Origin of the sequence: Veillonella sp. oral taxon 158 (assembly GCF_018376515.1) — a bacterium.
Classification (GTDB): Bacteria; Bacillota; Negativicutes; order Veillonellales; family Veillonellaceae; genus Veillonella; species Veillonella rogosae.
Window position 1 is genome coordinate 11,674 of sequence record NZ_JAHABE010000011.1, and the last position, 22,650, is coordinate 34,323.

Consider the following 22,650-nt stretch of genomic DNA (forward strand, 5'->3'; position numbering starts at 1 on the left):
TTTATTTCTAATAACACTCGTTTATATAGTAAAAAATTCACTTTAATCAGAAGCTTTTCAAAAAATCTTCCTCAGAATATATAAATATATCTAATATGATTGTATCACAATTACAAACATTATTTAGTGATAGCCGCTACAAGTAGCTCAACCTAACTATCGGATTTGACTCCCAAGCCATAATTGGCCTAAAGCAAGTCCTCCATCATTAGCTGGTACAGCTTCATTCATATATAAATTACCTACATGCCATGTACGATAGATCAACTCTACTAATTTACGGTTCTGAAATACGCCGCCTGATATAGCAGCATCGCTAATTTTATAACGTTCCATCAAATCGGCTGCAGTTTCACAAACTGCAATAGCAATCGTTTTATGGAAAGATGCAGCTAGATGAGCACGCGATTTACCTTGTACAACGCCATCCATAATGGCTTGTACAGTAGGTGTAAAATCTAGAACTTTCCCATCATAATTATAGTCAAGTAAAGAACCTTTTTCTTCGCCGCATAAGGCTTCTAAGGCAATGGTAATTTGTGCATCATATGTATGTATCATACCTAGCCCTAAGAGAGAGCCTACAGCATCAAATAAACGACCACAACTAGTTGCTTGAATCATGGGCATTGTAGATTGCAATGCTTTATCAAGAATTTCCCAACCTTTCGGAAGATTCTCCATCCATGTTTGGTAAACAGAAGGAATATCATTTCCATAATAATTACGTATGTACCACAAGGCTTGACGCCAAGGCTCAGAGACAGCTTTTTCCCCACCTGGTAAAGGAGCTCCATGAATATGAGCTAATCGTTGGTATTGATTGCCTTTACAGAGAAGGAACTCCCCGCCCCATATGGTTCCATCTGGACCATAACCAGTACCATCCATAGCAATGCCTAGTACAGGGCCTATCAAATTATGTTCAGCCATAACAGAGGCTATATGTGCATGATGATGCTGAACCGTGACGACTGGTATTTGTGAGCTTGCCCCAATATGTTCTCCTAAATGAGAGGAGAAAAATTGGGGATGACTATCTATAATTATTTTTTCAGGTTCTATGGAAAATAAATTTTCATATCGATTAATCGTCCACTCTAGCGTTTCATGGGTAGATGCATTTTCTAGGTCACCAATATGAGGCCCTATTAAAATTTCATTCCCTTTATTGAGGGCAAAAGCGTTTTTTAAATCACTGCCCATAGCCAGTATCGATGTCGCCGCTATGCTTTCACAATGAATCGGCTCAGGTACGTAGCCACGACTGCGACGAATAAAGCGTGGTTTATTATTGATAACCATCACTACAGAATCATCAAGAGGTGCGTAGATTTCACGATTATGAACGAGAAAATAATCTGCCACCTCACCTAGCTCATTAAACGCTTGGTCATCATTATATAATACGGGATCACCGCTTTTGTTACCACTAGTCATAACCCATGCTGCATCAGAGGGTAATAAGACCTCGTGCATCGGTGTATACGGCAACATTACGCCTAGCATATGATTATCAGGTGCTACGTGAGAACTTAAACGGACAGAGCTATTATGATTTCTTTCTAATAGCACAATAGGACGTTCCATCCCCGTCAATACATCTAGTTCTACATCACTAATTTGAACTAACTCTATAGCTGTATCTAATGAACCAACCATAATAGCTAATGGCTTATGAGGCCTATTCTTACGCTTCCGTAAACGTTGTACAACCGCGTCATTTCGCGCATCGCATACAAGATGATAGCCACCTACCCCTTTTATAGCGATAATGCTACCTTCATTGATCAATTCACGCGTTGTATTCCATACATTTACCGTATCTACAGCCGTGCGATTTGGCTTGTATAAAGTATAACGAGGCCCACAATGAGAACATGCATTTGGTTCAGCTCTATACCGACGCCCCTCTATATCTTCATACTCAGCTAGACAAGCTTCACACATAGGAAACTCGTTCATCGTCGTTCGTTCCCGGTCATAGGGCAACGATTTGATTATCGTATATCGTGGTCCACAATTTGTGCAATTGATAAAAGAATATTCCTGTCTTCGCTTATCATGTTGTAACTCTTTAAGACAATCTTCACAAGGAGCCGTGTCTGCACTGATAAACGTACTAACATCTTCTCCTAATGGAGATGGTTCAACGGAAAATGAAGTTTCCTCATCTTTTATAGTAAGAGGTTGCACTGTTTGACTAGTGATACGGCATAAACGAGGTTGCTCTGCTTGAATAGCATCTAAAAATAGTTGTAATGCTCCTAGAGGACCTTGTATTTCAACATATACACCGTGACTATCATTATATACAATACCAGTTAATCCTAGAGAATGGGCACACATAGAAACAAGGGGCCGGAATCCGACCCCTTGAACTATACCGGTATAGCGAATTCCCCAGCGTTCTATAGTTTGATTACTATTTTCTTTCATATGAACTCCTACTATACTCGGAGAATAATTGATAATTAACCTAAAGCGACAGGAATACTACCATCGATACCCGCTTGTTCCAACTCAGCTTGGATCATGATGGCACATTCAATACGTTTCTTTTGTAGACGACAACCAAATTCATACGGAGTTTCTAAGTCGCCACCTAATGTAATATTGTTAGCATGACAACCACCAGAACAGAAGAATTTAGCCCAACATTCAGCACATGTTGGTTTTGAGAATACATGGGTGTTACGGAAATTTTTAGGGATTTCTGTATTTTGCAAACCCTCATACACATTACCAATTACGAAACCGTCTTTACCAACGAATTGATGACATGGGTAAATATCACCATTTGGAACAATTGCCATATATTCATGACCAGCACCACAACCACGAAGACGTTTTGCCATACATGGACCGCGGTACAAATCCATACGGAAGTGGAAGAAGTTAAACTTCTCACCCCAACCTTCTAATTGACGTTCCAAATAGATATCTGCCAATTTTTCATATTCTTTTTCAAGTGCTGGCCAATCTTCTTCACGAAGAACATAGTCCCCTTCTTCGCCTACAACAGGCTCCATAGACAAATGTTCAAAGCCAAGATCAGACATAGCCATAACATCTTTAGTAAAGTCTAAGTTTTTATGCGTATATGTACCACGTACATAGTATTCTAAACCATGACGTTGTTTTACGGCATTGATAAGGTTTTTAGCAATATATTTATAAGACTCAGCACCACTACCTGCTACTGGTCGCATTGCATTATGCACGGATTCACGACCGTCCAAGGATAATACAAGACTCATCTTATGCTCGTTTACATAGTCAATTTTATCTTGTGTTAAAAGCATGCCGTTCGTAGTTAATGTAAGTTTAAAGATTTTATTGTGCTGTTCTTGAATGGACTCAATGTATTCAACGGTTTGTTTAACAACATCCCAGTTCAATAGCGGTTCACCACCAAAGAAGTCAATTTCACAATGTTGACGAGGACCACTCATTTTAATGAGAAAATCTACCGCCCGTTTCGCTACATCAAAGCTCATTAACTCACGTTTTACACCGCCGTAATCACCTTGGCTAGCAAAGCAGTATTTACATGCTAAATTACAATCATGCGCAATATTAAGACATAAAGCCTTAACGATAGGCTTTTCACCTACTACAAGTTTAAATTCTGTACTCATTGGAGCAAATAATTGTTCTGCTTTAATGAGCTCATCTAACTCGTCCATAATCTCATCGAGTTCTACTGCGTCTTCTTTAGCATCTAACGCAGCATGTACCGCATCACGATTTGTGCCATCATATATGTCAAGAACTCTATCGATGAGTTCGTCGATAACGTGAATAATACCGCTATTTACATCTAAGCAATAGTAGTTATCCTTCATCCGAAACTTATGGATCATTGGTTTTAATTCTAACATGGTACCTCCAATTGATATGTATGGTAAAAGTTCTAGTATATAGAACTTTCTAGATAATTGTACCACATTTCTAACGTAAAGGTTATGAAAAGAGTCATAAAGATATACCATACAAGGTATGTATTAAAAACATAAATAAAAAAGGCCCGCTAAGCGAGCCTCTTTATTATTTTTGTTTGCAAACTTGGTTACCAACTGTACAGCTTGTTTTGCAAGCGGATTGGCAAGATGTTTGACATTCCCCACAACCGCCAGTTTTAGCAGTTTTTTGTAAAGATTCAGTGTTGATAGTACGAATGCGTTTAGCCATGGTTATCCTCCTCAATACTTATCGAATGATATTTATTTTATCATATTTATAAAAAGCCTGTAAAATACTTATTTCGTTAAGTTTTCTTCTCCGGCGTTAGCTTCTTTAGTTTCTACTGCAGTAGTTCCAGCTAATTCAGGTTCTTTAGCTTCTGTTACAGTTACATCTTCACCTTTAGTTTTCTTAGGCTTATCCTTACGCAATACTTTACGCAATGCCATGGCAACTGGTGTAACGATAACAGCCGCAAAAACAGCCTCTGGAATACCATGTGTAGCAGATAAGAAAAGAATAGATCCTAACACTTGATCTGGGCTAAGGTTCATTTTAAGAGCAAACATATCTGCGTAAAGCAAGAAGATTAAGCCCATAACCATGATTGTATGGAAGATTGTGCCCATAAATGCGGTAACGATAATACGTGGGCCTTGAGGCACTTTCCACAATACTAGATATACTAAATATGCTAAGATTGGGAACAATACACGAGGCAACACGGAAATGATCGGATTGATAAATAGTGGAGATAAGATATTAGGCGCTGTAATATTTTGCCACAAACTATAGCAACCAAAAATAAAGCCTACAAAGCCACCTACCTTAGGACCTTCTACAATGGCACCAATCAATGTTGGTACATGTAGTGTTGTTACATTGAGTGGTCCCAATGGGATGATACCATAGCCAGATAAGCCTAAAGCAATCGTAATGCCGGCCAATAAACCGATAATGGTAAGTTCACGAATAGTAATACTACTTTTCTTTTGTTTTTCAGCTTTTGGGATCTCCATAGGACTTTCCTTTTCATTATCTTGGATTGATACAGTTGAGTTATCATCCACTAGACGTTCATTGTTGTTCATAAATCCTCCTTCGCTCTCATTCCATGCTGGATATAAGTCGAAACTAGAAATTAAATACTTTCACGGCGTCGTGAAATAATACCACGCTCTACCAATGCACCAATAATTACAGCCACACCTATCATACCAGCCTCTAAAAGAGCTGGCGTTATAAATATAAGCGGATTACCTTGGTACGTTGGGAAAACGGTGGGAACTAAAGATAAAATAAATTCAGGAATGTAGCCACCATATAATATATGAGCATTCATAGCAAGCCACATAGCTGCAGTAATAACAATGCGCAATAAACGCACACCTTTATATGCTAAATCACGAGGATATAAGTAAAATACAAATACCAATAAAGATACTAGCAACAAAACAAGCTCAGCAAATAATATATTTACATTCATTGATGATGCATACATAAAATATACCATGGGATCTTGTAAATCAATATGTAGAATGGAACCGATATACAAGAACGGAATCGGTATAATATAACCAATTATATCGAGGGCTTCATCGATCATACCCCAACGGTGAGTACGGTTGAAAAACTTTGTTCCTAGTAAACCACATAGTTCAATAAGAACTTGAACAATAAAGTACACTACAAATAGTAGTAATGCTTTAGTTATACCATTGTCTACATTAAAGCTAAACGGCGTGTGAAGAAAAGAAAATACAGTCCACCACGCCCAGCTGTATGTATGATAGCCCATATACAACGGCAAGTCATCATTAAATTTAGCATTCTTTAGCCTGCGCACCATAAATGGTATCACCAGCGATAATACGGGAAATACTAATACTGGCAATGATAAGGCGCCACTTAATGAAAGTACTGTTGTAACGGCACTAACAAAGAGCGCGCAAACAAAGGTAAATTGCCAAAAACTTTTATTCATTACGGCCTCCCACTAATCGAGTTAAACCGTAAGCAACAATTAGACTAATTGTGACACCAATATACATAGACACTAAAAAAGCCACATCTCTGCCTACAGTTGGCCAGCCCCACAACATAGATAAATCTACACCTAGGAAAATGCCTTTGTATGCAATGCCATGAATGGCAATCCAACTCACTATGTAAGCAATACGGCTTATAGATTTACCATCACCAAAGGTACTGTCTTTAAACGATAAATACGCCCAAGGCATAAATAGGGATAACAACAAATACCATACTAATGCTACTGTCGCACTCGATCCATTATGAATCATATACGCAATAATCGGAATTACCACGATAAATAGATTCAAATAAAAAGATCGTTTACAAATATCTATCAAAATGTTCATATAGATCTCCTATGATATGTAATCTCTTTGTATTTTACAATAATCAAGGATAAATGTCATCAAAAAAGAAAAACCTCCACACAGGTAAATACTTACCAAGTATGGAGGTCTTTAATTAAGCTACTACAGAATCAGCTGTTACATCAATTGTAGGAACAGTTTCCTTTTGTTCTTCTTTCTTCAACAATGGAGTCATGCTTTCTAAGCCGATACCCAATGTGAATAGATTATGCAACCATGCTGTTTGGCTTGGCGGCATAATACCGAGTACACCACCACCTACAAGAGCACCATTGAAACCAACGATACCATTGTAATTTGCTTTGATGCGTTTCATCAATGCCATAGAAATGCGGCGTAAATCTACAAGAGCTTGTAAGTTATCGGAAGAAATAGTAACGTTCGCAATCTTTTGAGCAATTGGAGCGCCTTCATTCATAGCGATACCAACATGTGCTTCAGAAATTGCTGGGGAGTCATTAATACCATCCCCTACCATCATAACAGTATAGCCTTCAGCTTTAGCTTGCTTTACATAAGCTGCTTTATCTTCTGGCAATACTTCAGCATGTAATTCATCAATACCGAGTTCGTCAGCTACACGTTGTGCATTACGTTTGGAGTCACCAGTCATCATGACAATCTTTTTAATACCCAAAGTGTGTAAATCAGCTATAACTTGTTTTGCTTCCTCTCGAACAGGGTCTTTAATACAAATAACCGCTGCTAATGTACCCCCAATAGCGAGGTAAATATGGGAAGATGAATTTGGTAAATTGTTGAATTTTTCTTGTTCATCTGCAGGAATTTTTGTCTTTTCATCATCAAAGATGTAGTGAGCACTACCAATGCGTACACGGTAGCGACCGACTTTAGATGCAATACCATGAGCTACAACGTATTCTACATCGGAGTGCATTTCCTTGTGAGGCAAGTCATGATCCTTAGCAGCGCGTACAATTGCTTTTGCCATGGAGTGAGGGAAATGTTCCTCAATACATGCAGCTAATTTCAACATTTCATCTGCATCATGACCGTTGAACGGGATGATTTGTTCAAACTCAGGTTCTGCTTTTGTAAGAGTACCAGTTTTATCGAACACAATCATATCTGCTTGTGCAATTTGTTCTAAGAACTTACCACCTTTAACAGTGATACCGCGTTTAGATGCTTCTTGCATAGCGGAAAGTACTGACAATGGAATAGATAATTTTAGAGCACAAGAGAAGTCAACCATAACGAAAGACAATGCTTTCATTACATTTCGAGTCAACAAATATGTTAAACCAGCACCAATAAAGCTAATTGGAACTAATTTATCTGCCATGCGGTATGCTTGTTGTTCCATACCAGATTTCATTTGTTCAGACTCTTCAATAAGGTTAACGATTTTTTCGTAACGAGATGTTTTGGATGTACTACGTACTTCTACAATAGCTTTACCGTCTTCTACAACAGTACCTGCATATACAGAACTATCTTTATCGCGGCGAACCGCTTCTGGTTCACCAGTCATGGAGCTTTCATTAACAAGAACAACACCATCGATAACGACGCCATCCAATGGAATCACTTCGCCTTGACGAATGATAATTTGATCGCCTGCTACAACTTCGTTAACTGGCTTGCTCACTTCGATATCGTCAACTAATACCCATACTTTATCTACATTCAAAGACATGCTTTGAGCAAGATTTAATACAGATTTACGGTGAGTCCATTCTTCCAAAATATCCCCAATACCCAATAGGTACATAACAGCGCCAGCTGTAGGGTAGTCTTTTTGAAGTAAAGCGGCACCAATAGCTACACCATCAAGTACTTCGACAGTTAACTTACGTTGCCACAATGTTTTAATGGCTTTGCCGATAAATTTAATACCATCAAACCATGCCCATGCAGCTGCAATTGGTGCAGGCAACACGGCTTTTTTACCTAAGTAAACTGCAGTGCGGTTGATCATCATTTCACGGTATTTTTTATTTACCAAGCGTGGAGAATATTCGTTCAAAGCAGGTGCTTCGGACAAATCTAAATCGCGTAGACCTAGCACTGCTTCACGCACAGCATCAACATCGCCAGTATGTTTAATGGCGATTTGACTGCTACGAGTGTAGAAGGTTACATCTACAATTGCATCATTAAGGAGTAATGTATCCTCTACAAAAGCGGCTTCAGCCTCTGTAAAATGATGACCAGTTACCTTAACATGCAAGCGATTTCTGAGTTTTTTTACTACAGAAAATTGTAACATATGTGCAATCCTCTAATTATTTGTTTTCTTCAAAGATTTCTTCGTTGCGTGCTTCGTTGATTTCTTGAGCTTCTGCCAATACATCAGATGCGGATGCTTGTACTTTTTCAGCTGTTTCTAATACAGTTTCTTTAGCGCGAAGGCCAGCTGCTACGATACCAGCATATACTTTTTTAGCGTCTTTAGAAGTTAACACTTTAAGACCTACAGTACCCAATGCAAGACCTGCTGCGAATAAGTTAGCGTTTTTAAGATTTTTTTGATCGATGTTGAACATGATAACATTCCTTTCTACTAAATATGATAAAAAATTTAAATACTATATTTGAAAAGAGAAGCCATTATAGAGACTCCTCTTCTCTTCCAAAAACTTGAGTGTTGTTCTGATTACTTATCAGCACGTTTAATGCCTAATGCTTTATTGGAACCGTCACAACTGCAGTTTCCACCACAGCCAGATGATTTACCGGAGTCAGATCCACCGTCGCCACAGCCACAGCCACCTTTACCGCCTACTTGTTTAAACATTTTAGAACCAATATAAGCTAGAGCTAGAACAACTATGAGTCCTATAATAAGATTATCCATTATTTTGCCTCTTTCTCAATATCAACTAAATCACAATATCTGTCTTAGTGATAAATAAGATAAAAGCAATATCAAAAGGATATTTCCCTTTTCTCATTATCATTTAACCACGAATATTGATAATTAGCAAGTATTATTTTCAAATTAACTATAACTAAATCGCAATTATTCAATGCAGTTCTTTCAACTACCTATAAAGTGGCTAAAATACTGTATTTAATGACTCACGAATTAGAAACCTAATGCACGGCCCACATTGTAGAAGATGAAACAAGCAGTCCAAGCAAATGCGTTTTCATAGAAGAACATGAAAGCAACCCATTTCCAAGAACCTGTTTCACGTTTAATAACAGCTAATGTTGCCAAACAAGGTGGGTAAATTAAGATAAACAACATCATTGTCAAACCAATTAACGGTGTGAAATGAGGGTCATTTTGTAGGTACTCAGTCAACGGTGCTGGATTTTGATCATCGCCACCAACAGCGTAAATAGTACCTAATGTAGAGATAACAACCTCTTTAGCCGCTAAACCAGCTACTAATGATAGGCCCATTTTCCAATCAAACCCCAATGGTTCTAGCACTGGGTTGATGGCTTTACCAAAGGATGCTGCATAGGATTGTTCAATTTTTTCCGCAGCTTGTTCTTTACCAAGTTTGTCATTTTCAGCATCTAAGTTAGCACTGTTTTTATACATTGCCCATGCTGCTGGGAACAAGTCTTTATTTTTATCTTTAATATCATTGAATAATTCAGGCGCTGCAGAATCAGCTTCTACGGCTACTTCAGGTTCATCTTCTCCTGCTTGCTTAGCAGCATCAGTAGCATCTTGTACAGTAGATTTCATATCTTCAACAATTTTATCTACTGCTTCTTTTTGGTCATCTGCAGTAATGCCAAATTGTGCTAATGTAGCTGCATCTTTTACTTCGTACGCTTGAGCAACTTGTTCTTTCATTGCATCGTAATCTTTGGAGTATTCTACATCCATAGGGTATGCAGTGATAAACCAAATCAAGATGGATGCTGCCATGATGAAAGTACCGGCTTTAATAATGTACAATTTAGCACGTTCATACATATGTAACCAAGTTGCTTTCAATGTAGGCAAGTGGTAAGGAGGTAATTCCATTACAAATGGTTCAGCCTCACCAGAGAAAATGAATTTACGGAAGATTTTCGCAAAGATAACACCAAAGATAATACCTAAGAAGTATACAGAGAATACAACTAATGTACTATCCCATCCATTTGGGAAGAACGCATTAGCAAATAAGATGTATACAGGTAAACGAGCAGAACAGCTCATGAATGGTGTAATCAAAATTGTAACCATTCGATCCTTATAGTTATCAAGGATGCGAGCGCCCATTACGGATGGTACGGAACAGCCAAAGCCTAATAATAAAGGAATAAAGGATTTACCATGCAAACCACAAGCGCGCATTACGCGGTCGATAACGAAGGCTGCACGGGCCATATAACCAGTATCTTCCAAGAAGGAAATACCAAGGAATAGCAATAGAATCAATGGTAAGAAGGAAAGTACGGCACCTACACCGGCGATAATACCGTCAGATACAAGGGACTGTAATTGACCTTCTGGAATATTTTGAACTGCATAAGCTTGTAATGCAGCAAAGCCATCTTCAATCCAACCTTGAGGAATACCACCTACGATGTTTACGAACGCAAACAATAGGTACATAACAATCATGAAGATTGGTAAGCCCCAAATACGGTGTGTTAAGATTTTATCATAACGATCGGAGCGTGTTTCTATTTCTTTTGGAGCTTGTGTTAAAGATTGGTTATATACTTCAACAGCATAACGATGACGATATTCTTGGAATACTATATCAAGATCAACTTGATCTTTGATTTCTTCACGGATAGCAGCTGCCTTTTGTAAAACTGCCTCTGTATTCGCAAAGCCTTTAACTTTTTCCACCACATCTGGATCGTTTTCTAATAATTTAATAGCGATCCAACGTAGTGGATACGTTACTGTACCAGCTTCTTCAAGTGCTGCTACTAGTTCAGCAATTTTGCCTTCTAATAAATCACCATAATTAACTGTTACACCAGGCGCTTTTTGAGAAGCAGCTACGCTAATTGTTGCTTCTAACAACTCTTTTGTACCAATGTTTGTACGACCTACTGTACTAACGATTGTAGCGCCTGTTAATTCAGCCATTTTTTTAAAGTCGTATTTGATGCCCATTTCTTCAGCAACGTCAGACATGTTTAGAGCAATAACCATTGGCTTTTCAAGTTCCAACAGTTGTGCCGCTAAATACAAGTTACGTTCTAAGTTAGATGCATCAAGAACGTTTACGATTACATCTGGATTATCGTTTACGATTACATTTCGAGCTACTAACTCATCCAATGAACGTGCTGTTAAACTATACGTACCTGGTAAGTCAATAAATAATAAATCACGACCATTAAAATTAGCATGGCCTTCTTTCTTTTCTACCGTAACGCCGGCATAGTTACCAACGTGTTGCTTCGCCCCTGTGATATTGTTAAACATTGTAGTTTTACCACAGTTAGGGTTACCTGCTAAGGCAATACGAATTTGCCTATTTTCTGCCATATAGACCTCCTATTATACCTCTACATCAATCATGCCAGCTTCACTTGTACGAAGTGCTAATTCAAAGTTTTTAACTTTAACTTCTACTGGATCACCCAAAGGGGCAAACTTCATAACATGAATTTTTGTACCTTTAACAAGGCCCATGTCAATCAGACGATGTTTAACATTGCCACTGCCATGTAGAGCAACAATAAGACCAGACTCACCTGGCTTCATGTCTTTCAATTTTTTGATAGCCATATTACACCTCCTATTTATTTTTTGTACCTAACAACCTCATATTAACCACACCAAATAAGAATGCGTATTAATATCTTAAACTATTATACCAAATCAAACATTAATTTCAACAATTATTATCAATTTTAAGGTTATTTTCTATCTTATATATATATTTTTTTCTCATATTAACTATGAATATTATTTTATTATGATTCAAGATAACCCCATTGGGTATAGTATTTACCTCTCTACACTTAATTCATAGTAGAAATATAAAATAATAAAAATTACTAAGATTATCATTACTGATAACTTAATCATTCTCATTTATCTCTTTAAACTCTATTTTAATATTTATATTTTAATGTTTTTCATTCTCATAAATATTCATTAAATCGTTATTTTTCAATTTATTATCAATTAGTTGTGATTTTAATATAATTTCACACCTATTTTATTTAAATCGTCTATGGTTCCCCGCTAATAATACTGCCAAGGATAACAATTCAATTTATTTGCCCCTGCTATGTGCATAAGGTATAATTAATATAATATGTATTATAGAAAGGACTATCCATGAAATCTTTTAAAACTTTAGGCGTTTGCGATGAGCTTATCCAAGCCCTACAAAAACAAGGTATCAAGGAGCCCACGCCAATCCAAGAACAATCCATTCCTGTGGTATTTAAAGGGAATGATGTTATAGCAAAAGCTCAAACAGGCACAGGCAAGACTCTTGCCTTCTTATTGCCTATTCTTCAACGTGTACATACAGATGTACATCAAGAACAAGTGCTTATCATTGCACCTACACGTGAACTTATAAAACAAATTGCAGATGAGGCGAAAGAAATTGGAGCGATTCTAAACATAGATATCCTACCTCTTATCGGCGGTAAAACAATTGAAGCCCAATTACAACAACTAGGTCGCCGTCCACAAGTGATTTTAGGTACACCAGGTCGTCTACTAGATCACGCGAAACGAGGTTCTTTACATTTAGATTGTATTCGCCGAGTTGTACTAGACGAAGCAGACCAAATGCTTCATATGGGTTTCTTACCTGATATTGAAAGTCTCATCAGTCAAACAGATTCGAATAGACAACTATTACTATTCTCTGCAACGATTCCAGACAAAATTCGTAACCTTGCAAAGGCATATATGTCTAAACCGGTTTCTGTTACAGCTGAAGGTAAACATGTTACCCTTGAATCGATTGATCAACGTGTGTATATGATGAATCCTGAAGAAAAAACAGAACGTCTCATCAAAATGATTGAAGAAGATAATCCGTTCTTAGCAATTGTTTTCTGTAATAAACGAGAAGGTGCGGTTCGTCTATCCTATGAACTAACTGCAGCTGGTCTTAACATCGCAGAAATGCACGGCGACTTAACACAAGGCCGTCGTACTCAAATTTTGCGAGACTTTGCTAAAGCCAAAACACAAATCTTAGTTGCTACAGATATTGCAGCTCGTGGTATCGATATTGAAGGTATTACTCATGTATATAACTATGATGTACCTCGCGATGTAGATTACTACATCCATCGTATTGGCCGTACTGGTCGCGCTGGTAATTCTGGTGTGGCCGTAACCTTTGCAACACCACAAGATGAATCTTGGTTACGACGCATCGAGCGTGCCATCCAAGCAACGCTTACTAAATACACTAAAGATGGTCAAATCAAAACTAAGGGTAACGCAAGTGCTGCACCAAAACGTACAAAAGCAACAGGTAAACCTAAAGTAAGTAGCTCTTACCAAGCTACTAAGGCTAAGGCCCACAAAGCACGTGGTCATAAGGGTTCCAACACACGCCAACGCCGCACAGCTACGTCTCAAACAGGACGTCGTGGCAAACGTAGATAAGACAACATTTATATTGATTGTTTAGTAAATGAAGATATTATTTCTCTTCAAACAATATATCAACAAAAAGACGCGCACAGCATAGCTGTACGCGTTTTTTAATTATCAAACTACATTAGTATCTTCTATATATTATATATTTAACTATAATAGATTAATATTTACTTGTTTGCGTAAATACTTGGTACTCCATCTACATCGGAGCACTGAGTTTTACATTGAGATCGATTACTACAAATCCAGTTTACTCGACCTCTCACCTCTTGCTTTACAAAATAACCTTGCTTACATCGCGGACATTTATATTGTTTATCGTCATCAGATATTTCAATATTACTTTCACCATTAGGATTAACATCTTCAACAGGTTGCGTATGCTTACATGCAGGATAATTGGTACAGCCTAAAAAGGCGCCAAATTTACCATTCCGCTGTTGCAAACGGCCCTTATTACACTTCGGACAAATAGGCAAAGAAGATACATCGACACTAGTATTATCCATAGGACGTTTACGGTTTTGATTTGTTATGGTGCGAACCACATTAGGCATCATTTGACCAGAACTGCCTTGTTTATCAAAGCCCAGTTTATCAATCAAATGCTTCAAAAACTTAATCTGATCAGACAAGAAAGAATCTAATGTATCCTCACCTTCACTCATGAGCGCCAATCGTTCCTCCCAAACAGCCGTTTCATCGGGATACAACAATTCATCAGGCAATGCATCTACTAAAAGATAGCCTGTTTCCGTCGGCGATAGAACTTGCTTTTTCCCAAAAGTTTTCATAAATCCACGACTGATGAGCTCGTCAATAATATTAGCGCGAGTCGCCTCCGTACCAATACCAGACACCGCTTTTAATTGCTTTTTCAAGTCTTCGTTTTTTACAAACTTGTGAATTTCCTTCATTGCTTGTAACAAAGTAGACGGCGTGAAGCGAGATGGTGGCTTGGTTTGCTTCGCCTCTACAGAGGAATCCGTAAATAAAACAGTGTCGTTCTTTTTAACGGCTGGTAAATGATCCGCCTCTTCAGGAACTTCTTTTTTAGGATCTGATTCGGCCCCACTTTCATCCGTTAAATCCGGCTCCTCATTATCTGTTGTAGACTTAGACTTTTGTCGTTTATAGAGGGTCTTCCAGCCTTCTTCAATAACTACACGGCCATTAGCAACAAATTCTTCCTTACACTGCTCTACTACAATTTTAGTTTGCTCATAAACATGCTCTCCATAAAACTGAGCAATATAAGCTTGGCTGATGAGGAAGTAAATATTTCGTTCCTCACGAGTCAAGCTATTTATATTACAAGCAACCGTAGTCGGAATAATAGCATGATGGGCCGTAATTTTCTTTTCATTCCAAGCGCGGCTCTTAATAGAGCGATCAGCATCACTAGCCCACTGTGCTAACCGCTCATCACCTGCACTCTGTAAATTGTTGAGAATCGCATTACGATCACCATATTGATTCGGTGGTAAATATTCACAATCAGAACGAGGATAGGTGGTCAATTTCTTTTCGTATAATTTCTGTGCCGTATCAAGCACAGTTTGCGGATCATAGGAAAATGCTTTACCGGCCAATACCTGTAAGGACGACAAGGATAATGGTAATCGCTGTGCATCTTTCTTCTTAGATTTAGTAACAGCCTTAATAATACCATCTGGACCATCTTTCAACTGTTCAACTAATGCATCAGCTATAGCCTTATTGATGAGACGACCATCAGGATCTAAGCCTTTCTGCTCATCTGTAGGTTGCCATGTAGCCCAGAATACACCATTAGGATGATTATACAAAACTTTCACAGTAAAATAGTCTACTGGCTTAAATGCAGCTAACTCTCGTTCTCTACGTACAACGAGCGCCAAAGTAGGTGTCTTAACTCGCCCTATAGGCAATGTCACCTTATTGCCCTTATAGCGTTCGGCTAAAGTATATGCTCGAGATAAATTCATACCGATGAGCCAATCTGCACGAGCTCTTGCCAAAGCCGATTGATATAAATTATGAAAGTCCTTATTATCTCGTAAATCATTAAGAGCAGAACGAATAGATTTTTCATCGAGCGCATTTAGTAAAATTCGCTGTACTGGTTTTGTATTACCGACATAGTATAGTACTTCATCAACTAAAAGTTGCCCTTCCCTGTCCGGGTCACCTGCATTTACGATAATATCCGCTTTACCGATTAGATCTTTTACCGTCTCAAATTGTTGACGACTGCTATCTGTAACGAGTAGTTTCCACTCAGCTGGCACAATCGGCAGATCTTGAGGGCGCCAACGAATATATTTATCATCGTAATCGCCTGGTTCTGCTTGATGTAATACGTGACCAACCACCCAAGTCACTACATCATCACCTTGGATAAAATAGCCATTCCGCTTTTGGATATTTTTATTTTCTGGCAAGCATTTACTAATTTCGCGAGCCATGGATGGCTTTTCTGCAATAAATAACCGCATGGTCCCCCTCCTTAACATGAAGATAACGGCTAATCCCCAAGCCGTTCTATGAAATCTCATTATACTACAATTTAGTGGTCATAACTAGAAAAATCATGTATAATTTTTACGATATAGACTGTAAAAGTAGAACTGTAATATATATCTACTTATACAAACATACTAATAGAGGTGAACCATGACATTTTTAGAAGAAGTACAACGTCGTCGTACGTTTGCTATCATATCTCACCCGGATGCGGGTAAAACAACATTAACAGAAAAATTACTACTATATGGTGGTGCCATCCACTTGGCGGGTTCCGTAAAGTCTCGTAAAACTGCAAAACATGCTGTATCTGACTGGATGGAAATCGAAAAACAACGTGGTATTTCCGTAACGAGTTCGGTGTTGCAATTTGACTATGACGGTTGTCGCGTAAACATCCTCGACACGCCTGGTCACCAGGACTTCTCCGAAGATACGTACCGTACATTGATGGCTGCCGATAGTGCTGTCATGCTTATCGATGTAGCAAAAGGCGTCGAAGCACAGACGAAAAAACTATTTGCCGTATCTAAAGAGCGCGGCATTCCTATCTTTACGTTTGTAAACAAAATTGACCATTTCGGTCGTAGTCCATTTGACTTGATGGAAGAAATCGAAAATGTTCTTGGCATTCGTACATGCCCTATGAACTGGCCTATTGGTATCAATGGCGAGTACAAAGGTGTATACGATAGAGAACATGAAACTATCGAGCTCTTTGCAAAAGATGAAACACATGGTCAAGAAAAACTAGCCTCTGAAAAAGGTGCTTTAACTGATCCTCGCATGAAAGAGTTATTAGGTGATGATGTATATCAAGCCTTGCTTGATGATATTGAGTTGCTTGATGTTGCAGGCGATCCATTTGACTTTGATAAAGTTCGTGCCGGTGGATTGACACCGATGTTCTTTGGCTCTGCTATGACAAACTTTGGGGTAAAACCATTCTTGGAGAAATTCTTAGAATTGGCGCCATCCCCTGCTCCACGTCAAGCTGTAGAAGAAATAGTACAACCTACTAGTGAAGACTTCTCCGCCTTAGTATTTAAAATCCAAGCTAATATGGACCCTAACCACCATGATCGCATCGTATTCATGCGTATCTGCTCTGGCAAATTTGAAAAAGGCATGTCCGTATTACATCGACAATCCAACAAAACGATTCGCCTATCTCAACCTCAACAATTCTTAGCTACAGAACGCACTATCGTAGAGGATGCATACCCTGGCGATATTATCGGTGTTTTTGATGCTGGTACAATGGGCGTAGGCGACACATTATGCGCACCAAAGCACAAAGTAACCTTCGGTGACTTCCCTGTATTCCCACCGGAATTCTTTGCTCGCGTATCTCCAAAAGATACGATGAAGCGTAAACAATTCCAAAAGGGTATGACTCAATTGGCTCAAGAAGGTGCGGTTCAAATCTTTGAACAACCAGGTGCCCTTGACTCCTTCGTAGTTGGCGCCGTTGGTATGCTTCAATTTGAAGTATTAGAATATCGCCTTAAAAACGAATATGGTGTAGATTTACTAAATCATACATTGCCATACAGTGTAGCTCGCTGGATTGACGGGGAAGTAGATATTGCATCCTTGAAAGGTGTTGATAATGCGATGATCGTAAAAGATAATCGCGATCGCACGGTAGTTCTTATTTCCAACGAATGGCAAATGGGTTGGGTACAAGAGCGTAATCCAGATGTTACCTTCTTAACTACGCCTAAACTACATCATGAGCTATAACGCTTAAACTAACTATAATACATATATTTTCTACAATGCTAATACAATCTATAACAGCTATAACCGCTATAACTTCTAATTATTTTATGTATTAGAATATACATTTTAGTTATACCCTTATATGTATATACGGGTTAAATTTGCCCCATATGAATTCAAGAAACTAGGCAAAATAAGACTATATAATACTTTTAAAATTTAAAACTGGAATATATTTCATAGAATTATGAATTTAAGAAATATATTCCAGTTTATTTTTTTATATGTAGGAGGAAAATCACAGATTTAAGTCGAATACATATAATATGATTATGTAGGTAAGTAATTTATGATATTACTTTTTGACATATCATGTATGCTATGTATATAATTATAAATAGTTATATACATATTATATACATATAAGTATAGGTTTTAATGTTGTTGTGAGTGTTGTAAAGAAAATATATAAGATTTTTATACAGTGTATATTCTATAGTATTTTTCAACCATTCATGATACCATAAAATATAGGTTTATTTTTTTAAAGGAGTGATTTTATGCCACTAATTGACTTAGCCTTAGTCAACAATGTATGGACATTAAAACTGTCCATGATCCAAACCGTAGGTCTCGCTGTTATTACCTTGTTCATAGGTACTTGGATTAACAAACATTCACAATTTTTACAAAGAATGTGTATGCCTGCACCTGCTGTAGGGGCCCTTCCATTTGCATTTTTAACTGCTATTCTTTCTTATTACAAGATTTTAAACATTACATTTGAAGGCTCTCTACAAACATTCTTAATGCTCGCTTTCTTTACTACTATCGGTTTGATGGCTTCCTTGAAAGTCCTCAAAAAAGGCGGCGTTTTTATTATCTTCTTCTTCCTAGCTTGCGCAGTGTGGATTGTAGTACAAAATACTGCAGGCATTATGATTGCTAAAGCGTTGGGCATTGAACCAATCATCGGCATCATGGCAGGTTCCGTATCCATGATCGGCGGTCTTGGTACAGCTGGTGCCTTCGGTCCGTATTACGAACAATTACTTGGCATCCCTGGTACAGCATCTGCTGCAGTTGCAGCCGCAACATTCGGTATGGTTGCTGGTACAGTCTTAGGTGCTCCTGTAGGTGAGCGCATTATTAAAATGCACAAAGTAAAAACACCTTACCAAAATCCTGAATTATTTGAAGATGACGGTATCGACATGAGCGAAGCTCACGTTGAAATCGGAGGCAAACAATTCAACTCTCAAGATCTTTTAACTATTTGTATGTGGATTGGTCTTGCACTTGGTATCGGTACTATCGTAAGTGCTGGTTTATCCGTTCTTACTCCACTACCTGCATACATCGGCGCTATGATTTGTGCAGCTGTAATTCGTAACGTAGGTGACTTTACTAAAGCTTACAAAATCAACGATTCTGCACTTGACGCAGTATCTAACGTAGCATTGTCCTTATTCGTAACAATGGCTATCAACAGCTTGAAACTAGTTCAATTAATCGATCTTGCATTACCATTGATTACAATTTTAATAGCACAAAGTGCACTTATCTGTGTATTTGCATACCTTATCTACTTTATCTTTGGTCGCAACTACGATGCTGTTATGCTTGGCGCTGGTGCCATCGGCTTCGGTCTAGGTGCTACACCAAATGCGTTGGTTAACATGTTATCCTTGGCAGGCAAACACGGTCCATCCCCTCGTGCATGGCTCGTAGTTTCCTTGGTAGGTGCATTCTTAATCGACTTTGCAAACGCCTTCCTCATTACAACAATGGCAGGCTTCTTGTACTAATAAAAAGGACCCATTCGGGTCCTTTTTTTATGAAAAACTTATTACCATAAAGAGAGCTTATTAGATTTAAATACTATCAATCTAATAAGCTCTTTTTGCATTATACTATTTAATTAAAGAGGCCCATGCATTAGCTACATCGGCAAATTCTTGAAGAGTAAAGGTCTCTCCTCTCCGTTGACCGTCGATATTTGCTTTTGCTAATAGCTCTTCGATTCTATCTTTTGATAAGCCCGTTGTTTTCATGGTATTGGAAAATGTTTTACGACGTTGCGCAAAACCAGCTTTCACAACACGGAAGAATAGTTTCTCGTCAATGACATCTACAGGAGGTTTATCACGTAATACGCAGCGAATGACAGAACTTGTTACCGCAGGAGCTGGTAAGAAGGATTTAGGCGGTACATCAAGAACAATATCTGGCTCTGTATAATACTGAACCGCTACAGATAAAGCACCATAATCCTTTGTACCAGGCTTTGCTACCATGCGCAAAGCAACTTCCTTTTGTACCATTACAACGAGGCGCTCAATTGGTAATTTACTTTCCAATAGCGACATGATAATTGGCGTTGTAATATAGTACGGCAAATTAGCAACCACCTTAAATGGTTTATGGTTCATGATGGTCGGTACATCTAGTTTCAATACATCACCATGAACGATGCGTACATTGTCATAAGATGCTAATGTTGTATCTAATACTTCTAATAGACGACGATCAAGCTCAATAGCCGTTACATCTGCACCACTTTGTGCTAAACCTTGTGTTAAGGTACCAATACCAGGACCAACCTCTAATACAGGTTCACCAGGTGTCAACTCCGCAGCATGAACGATTTCATCGACGATGCCTCGTTTAATAAGAAAGTTTTGCCCTAGCTTTTTGCTCATTTTAATGTCGAAGCGTTTACATATATAATGTACTACCTCTGGGCTTGCAATTACTGATTCTAACATCTTAACTCCTATTTCAAACTATTTACTGCCTCTTCATAAGCATCTCGCGTTATACCGTAATGATTTAACCGATATAAAAACTGCTTACCATTTCCGTAGCCAATCCCTAATTTTGCACCGATAACAGCTCGACGAGCTGCACTATCTGGCATACCTGAAAGACCATGTCGTACTAAATCGACCATGGAAAATTCATTGGATGATTCTAAAGACTCTACATGTAATGTAGATAAAGCCTTTCTAATGGATTCTGGAGATGCTTGTTCTATGCCAATATCATCATTTGCAAAAGCTTCGTCACGAGGGACAAAGGCATGTTGTGCATTAGGGAATTTTTTCGTCAATACGCGACGAATTCGCTCCCCTGCCGTATCTGGATCAGTTAATATGATGATGCCACGCTTTTCATAAGCAACGCGAATCATATCAATAACGCCTTTTCTAAGGGTAAAACCTTCAGTTGCTATGCAGTCAGCCTCTACAGCTTGGGCAATGCGTTGGATATCAGATTTTCCTTCTACGACGATGACTTGTTTAAGCATAGTTCCTCCTTTATTCTATTAGTACATTGTAACACATATATAACATTGCTTAAATACTTATAATCGAGTAGTATAAGTAGTGTAATATATAAAAGGAGGCCTATTATGACCTTACAACAATTAAAGTATGTCACAACAATTGCCAATATAGGTAGTATTAGTGAAGCTGCCAAGAGATTATTTGTATCTCAACCTAGCCTTACAAAGGCCATTAAAGAATTAGAGAAGGAAATGGGCATTACCATTTTCGATCGTACCAATAAAGGTATTACTGTTTCTAAAGAAGGAGAACGTTTCCTCGGCTATGCACGCCAAGTCCTTGAGCAAGCGGCCCTTTTAGAGGAGCAATACAAGAGCCAAAGCGGCGGGAAAAAACAATTTTCCGTTTCTACTCAACATTACTCCTTTGCAGTTAATGCCTTTGTAGAGCTTTTAAAAGGTGCAGGTATCGATCAATACGATGTATCCTTGCGCGAAACACAAACCTATGAAATCATCGACGACGTAGCTCATATGAAGAGTGAAATCGGTTTGCTCTATTATAATGATTTCAATCGTCCTGTATTAGAAAAATTAATTCATACCAACGAATTAACTTTTACAGAATTATTTACGGCTCACCCTCATATCTTTATCGGTAAAACACATCCGTTAGCCAATAAAGATGTAGTTTCTATGGATGAATTAGAAGAATATCCATATATCTCCTTTGAACAAGGGGATCATAACTCCTTCTATTTCTCTGAAGAAATTTTCAGTACCGTTGTACGTCCAAAACACATCCGCGTTCGCGATAGAGCATCTTTATTTAGTCTATTACTTGGACTTGATGGGTACACTGTATCAAGTGGTGTAATCGACAAAGAGGTTAATGGTGAAAACATCATCTCTGTGCCGCTTGCAGAAGAAGGCTTGATGCACATTGGCTATATTACTAACAACAAAATGCAACGCAGTCGTTTAGGCCAAGAATATATTCAAGCCTTAGAACAATACGTTGGCAACTATGGCAGACATATTCAACTGCCAGACGATAAAAAATAATTAGAAAATTATAGTATTAATAGAGTTGTACATTTTAATAACTCTAGGCGAATTAAATAATTGTATTAAATAGTATGTTGAAAGCACTCTCTTTTATGAACTGCCCCAAAATTGGACACAATTTTGAGATGCAGCTCATTTCAGGAGAGTGCTTTTTTATATCTAGATATAACTTAATA

General features: G+C 38.2%; 18 protein-coding genes. 4 read left to right on the forward strand and 14 right to left on the reverse strand.

Annotated elements, in window-relative coordinates:
• Window positions 1-156: 156 nt before the first annotated feature.
• The 11 genes from hypF to KH364_RS07420 form a co-directional block, all read right to left on the reverse strand.
• On the reverse strand, window positions 157-2,439 hold the full coding sequence (gene hypF / locus KH364_RS07370) for a carbamoyltransferase HypF (RefSeq protein WP_273299142.1): 2,283 nt from the start codon (window positions 2,437-2,439) through the stop codon (window positions 157-159).
• Between the two features lie 35 nt (window positions 2,440-2,474).
• A complete protein-coding gene (scfB, locus tag KH364_RS07375) occupies window positions 2,475-3,884 on the reverse strand; it encodes a thioether cross-link-forming SCIFF peptide maturase (protein WP_273299143.1) in 1,410 nt (469 codons plus the stop codon).
• 166 nt (window positions 3,885-4,050) lie between these two features.
• Window positions 4,051-4,194, reverse strand: coding sequence for a six-cysteine ranthipeptide SCIFF (scfA, locus tag KH364_RS07380; protein WP_004693318.1), 144 nt, complete (start codon window positions 4,192-4,194; stop codon window positions 4,051-4,053).
• A gap of 68 nt (window positions 4,195-4,262) precedes the next feature.
• Window positions 4,263-5,057, reverse strand: coding sequence for an ECF transporter S component (locus KH364_RS07385; RefSeq protein WP_273299148.1), 795 nt, complete (start codon window positions 5,055-5,057; stop codon window positions 4,263-4,265).
• 50 nt (window positions 5,058-5,107) lie between these two features.
• Complete coding sequence (locus tag KH364_RS07390; protein ID WP_273299149.1) at window positions 5,108-5,950, reverse strand: hypothetical protein; 843 nt, start codon at window positions 5,948-5,950, stop codon at window positions 5,108-5,110.
• On the reverse strand, window positions 5,943-6,347 hold the full coding sequence (locus tag KH364_RS07395; RefSeq protein WP_009351406.1) for a hypothetical protein: 405 nt from the start codon (window positions 6,345-6,347) through the stop codon (window positions 5,943-5,945). Before KH364_RS07395 ends, KH364_RS07390 begins: the two co-directional genes overlap by 8 nt.
• Window positions 6,348-6,462: 115 nt before the next feature.
• The gene (locus KH364_RS07400) at window positions 6,463-8,601 is read right to left on the reverse strand and encodes a heavy metal translocating P-type ATPase (RefSeq protein WP_009351394.1); all 2,139 of its coding nucleotides are present in this window, start codon (window positions 8,599-8,601) and stop codon (window positions 6,463-6,465) included.
• A gap of 16 nt (window positions 8,602-8,617) precedes the next feature.
• A complete protein-coding gene (locus KH364_RS07405) occupies window positions 8,618-8,878 on the reverse strand; it encodes a DUF6110 family protein (RefSeq protein WP_004697111.1) in 261 nt (86 codons plus the stop codon).
• A gap of 110 nt (window positions 8,879-8,988) precedes the next feature.
• Window positions 8,989-9,189: a FeoB-associated Cys-rich membrane protein gene (locus tag KH364_RS07410; protein WP_009351407.1), complete on the reverse strand. Its 201-nt coding sequence runs from the start codon at window positions 9,187-9,189 to the stop codon at window positions 8,989-8,991.
• 231 nt (window positions 9,190-9,420) lie between these two features.
• Complete coding sequence (feoB, locus tag KH364_RS07415; RefSeq protein ID WP_273299150.1) at window positions 9,421-11,793, reverse strand: ferrous iron transport protein B; 2,373 nt, start codon at window positions 11,791-11,793, stop codon at window positions 9,421-9,423.
• 12 nt (window positions 11,794-11,805) lie between these two features.
• Window positions 11,806-12,036, reverse strand: coding sequence for a FeoA family protein (locus KH364_RS07420; RefSeq protein WP_009351422.1), 231 nt, complete (start codon window positions 12,034-12,036; stop codon window positions 11,806-11,808).
• Window positions 12,037-12,594: 558 nt separating this feature from the next.
• On the opposite strand from KH364_RS07420, the gene KH364_RS07425 reads away from it, so the two are divergent.
• The gene (locus KH364_RS07425) at window positions 12,595-13,893 is read left to right on the forward strand and encodes a DEAD/DEAH box helicase (RefSeq protein WP_273299152.1); all 1,299 of its coding nucleotides are present in this window, start codon (window positions 12,595-12,597) and stop codon (window positions 13,891-13,893) included.
• Window positions 13,894-14,054: 161 nt separating this feature from the next.
• On the opposite strand, the gene KH364_RS07430 is transcribed toward KH364_RS07425, so the two are convergent.
• Entirely contained in the window at window positions 14,055-16,364 is a 2,310-nt protein-coding gene (locus tag KH364_RS07430; RefSeq protein ID WP_273299153.1) for a DNA topoisomerase 3, read from the reverse strand.
• A 178-nt stretch (window positions 16,365-16,542) separates the two neighbouring features.
• Between KH364_RS07430 and KH364_RS07435 the strand changes: the two genes are divergently transcribed.
• Both KH364_RS07435 and KH364_RS07440 read left to right on the forward strand, forming a co-directional pair.
• Complete coding sequence (locus tag KH364_RS07435) at window positions 16,543-18,138, forward strand: peptide chain release factor 3 (protein WP_273299154.1); 1,596 nt, start codon at window positions 16,543-16,545, stop codon at window positions 18,136-18,138.
• 539 nt (window positions 18,139-18,677) lie between these two features.
• On the forward strand, window positions 18,678-19,925 hold the full coding sequence (locus KH364_RS07440; protein WP_009351427.1) for a sodium/glutamate symporter: 1,248 nt from the start codon (window positions 18,678-18,680) through the stop codon (window positions 19,923-19,925).
• Between the two features lie 105 nt (window positions 19,926-20,030).
• On the opposite strand, the gene rsmA is transcribed toward KH364_RS07440, so the two are convergent.
• Together rsmA and rnmV are read right to left on the reverse strand one after the other, a co-directional pair.
• On the reverse strand, window positions 20,031-20,885 hold the full coding sequence (rsmA, locus tag KH364_RS07445; protein WP_009351415.1) for a 16S rRNA (adenine(1518)-N(6)/adenine(1519)-N(6))-dimethyltransferase RsmA: 855 nt from the start codon (window positions 20,883-20,885) through the stop codon (window positions 20,031-20,033).
• A gap of 8 nt (window positions 20,886-20,893) precedes the next feature.
• Entirely contained in the window at window positions 20,894-21,427 is a 534-nt protein-coding gene (gene rnmV / locus KH364_RS07450) for a ribonuclease M5 (RefSeq protein WP_105097800.1), read from the reverse strand.
• A gap of 105 nt (window positions 21,428-21,532) precedes the next feature.
• On the opposite strand from rnmV, the gene KH364_RS07455 reads away from it, so the two are divergent.
• Window positions 21,533-22,471: a LysR family transcriptional regulator gene (locus tag KH364_RS07455; RefSeq protein ID WP_009351392.1), complete on the forward strand. Its 939-nt coding sequence runs from the start codon at window positions 21,533-21,535 to the stop codon at window positions 22,469-22,471.
• Window positions 22,472-22,650: the final 179 nt, after the last annotated feature.

Coding starts and splice junctions, on each gene's coding strand:
- hypF (WP_273299142.1), bottom strand. CDS start 2,439: ATGAAAGAAAATAGTAATCAAACTATAGAACGCTGGGGAATTCGCTAT.
- scfB (WP_273299143.1), bottom strand. CDS start 3,884: ATGTTAGAATTAAAACCAATGATCCATAAGTTTCGGATGAAGGATAAC.
- scfA (WP_004693318.1), bottom strand. CDS start 4,194: ATGGCTAAACGCATTCGTACTATCAACACTGAATCTTTACAAAAAACT.
- KH364_RS07385 (WP_273299148.1), bottom strand. CDS start 5,057: ATGAACAACAATGAACGTCTAGTGGATGATAACTCAACTGTATCAATC.
- KH364_RS07390 (WP_273299149.1), bottom strand. CDS start 5,950: ATGAATAAAAGTTTTTGGCAATTTACCTTTGTTTGCGCGCTCTTTGTT.
- KH364_RS07395 (WP_009351406.1), bottom strand. CDS start 6,347: ATGAACATTTTGATAGATATTTGTAAACGATCTTTTTATTTGAATCTA.
- KH364_RS07400 (WP_009351394.1), bottom strand. CDS start 8,601: ATGTTACAATTTTCTGTAGTAAAAAAACTCAGAAATCGCTTGCATGTT.
- KH364_RS07405 (WP_004697111.1), bottom strand. CDS start 8,878: ATGTTCAACATCGATCAAAAAAATCTTAAAAACGCTAACTTATTCGCA.
- KH364_RS07410 (WP_009351407.1), bottom strand. CDS start 9,189: ATGGATAATCTTATTATAGGACTCATAGTTGTTCTAGCTCTAGCTTAT.
- feoB (WP_273299150.1), bottom strand. CDS start 11,793: ATGGCAGAAAATAGGCAAATTCGTATTGCCTTAGCAGGTAACCCTAAC.
- KH364_RS07420 (WP_009351422.1), bottom strand. CDS start 12,036: ATGGCTATCAAAAAATTGAAAGACATGAAGCCAGGTGAGTCTGGTCTT.
- KH364_RS07425 (WP_273299152.1), top strand. CDS start 12,595: ATGAAATCTTTTAAAACTTTAGGCGTTTGCGATGAGCTTATCCAAGCC.
- KH364_RS07430 (WP_273299153.1), bottom strand. CDS start 16,364: ATGCGGTTATTTATTGCAGAAAAGCCATCCATGGCTCGCGAAATTAGT.
- KH364_RS07435 (WP_273299154.1), top strand. CDS start 16,543: ATGACATTTTTAGAAGAAGTACAACGTCGTCGTACGTTTGCTATCATA.
- KH364_RS07440 (WP_009351427.1), top strand. CDS start 18,678: ATGCCACTAATTGACTTAGCCTTAGTCAACAATGTATGGACATTAAAA.
- rsmA (WP_009351415.1), bottom strand. CDS start 20,885: ATGTTAGAATCAGTAATTGCAAGCCCAGAGGTAGTACATTATATATGT.
- rnmV (WP_105097800.1), bottom strand. CDS start 21,427: ATGCTTAAACAAGTCATCGTCGTAGAAGGAAAATCTGATATCCAACGC.
- KH364_RS07455 (WP_009351392.1), top strand. CDS start 21,533: ATGACCTTACAACAATTAAAGTATGTCACAACAATTGCCAATATAGGT.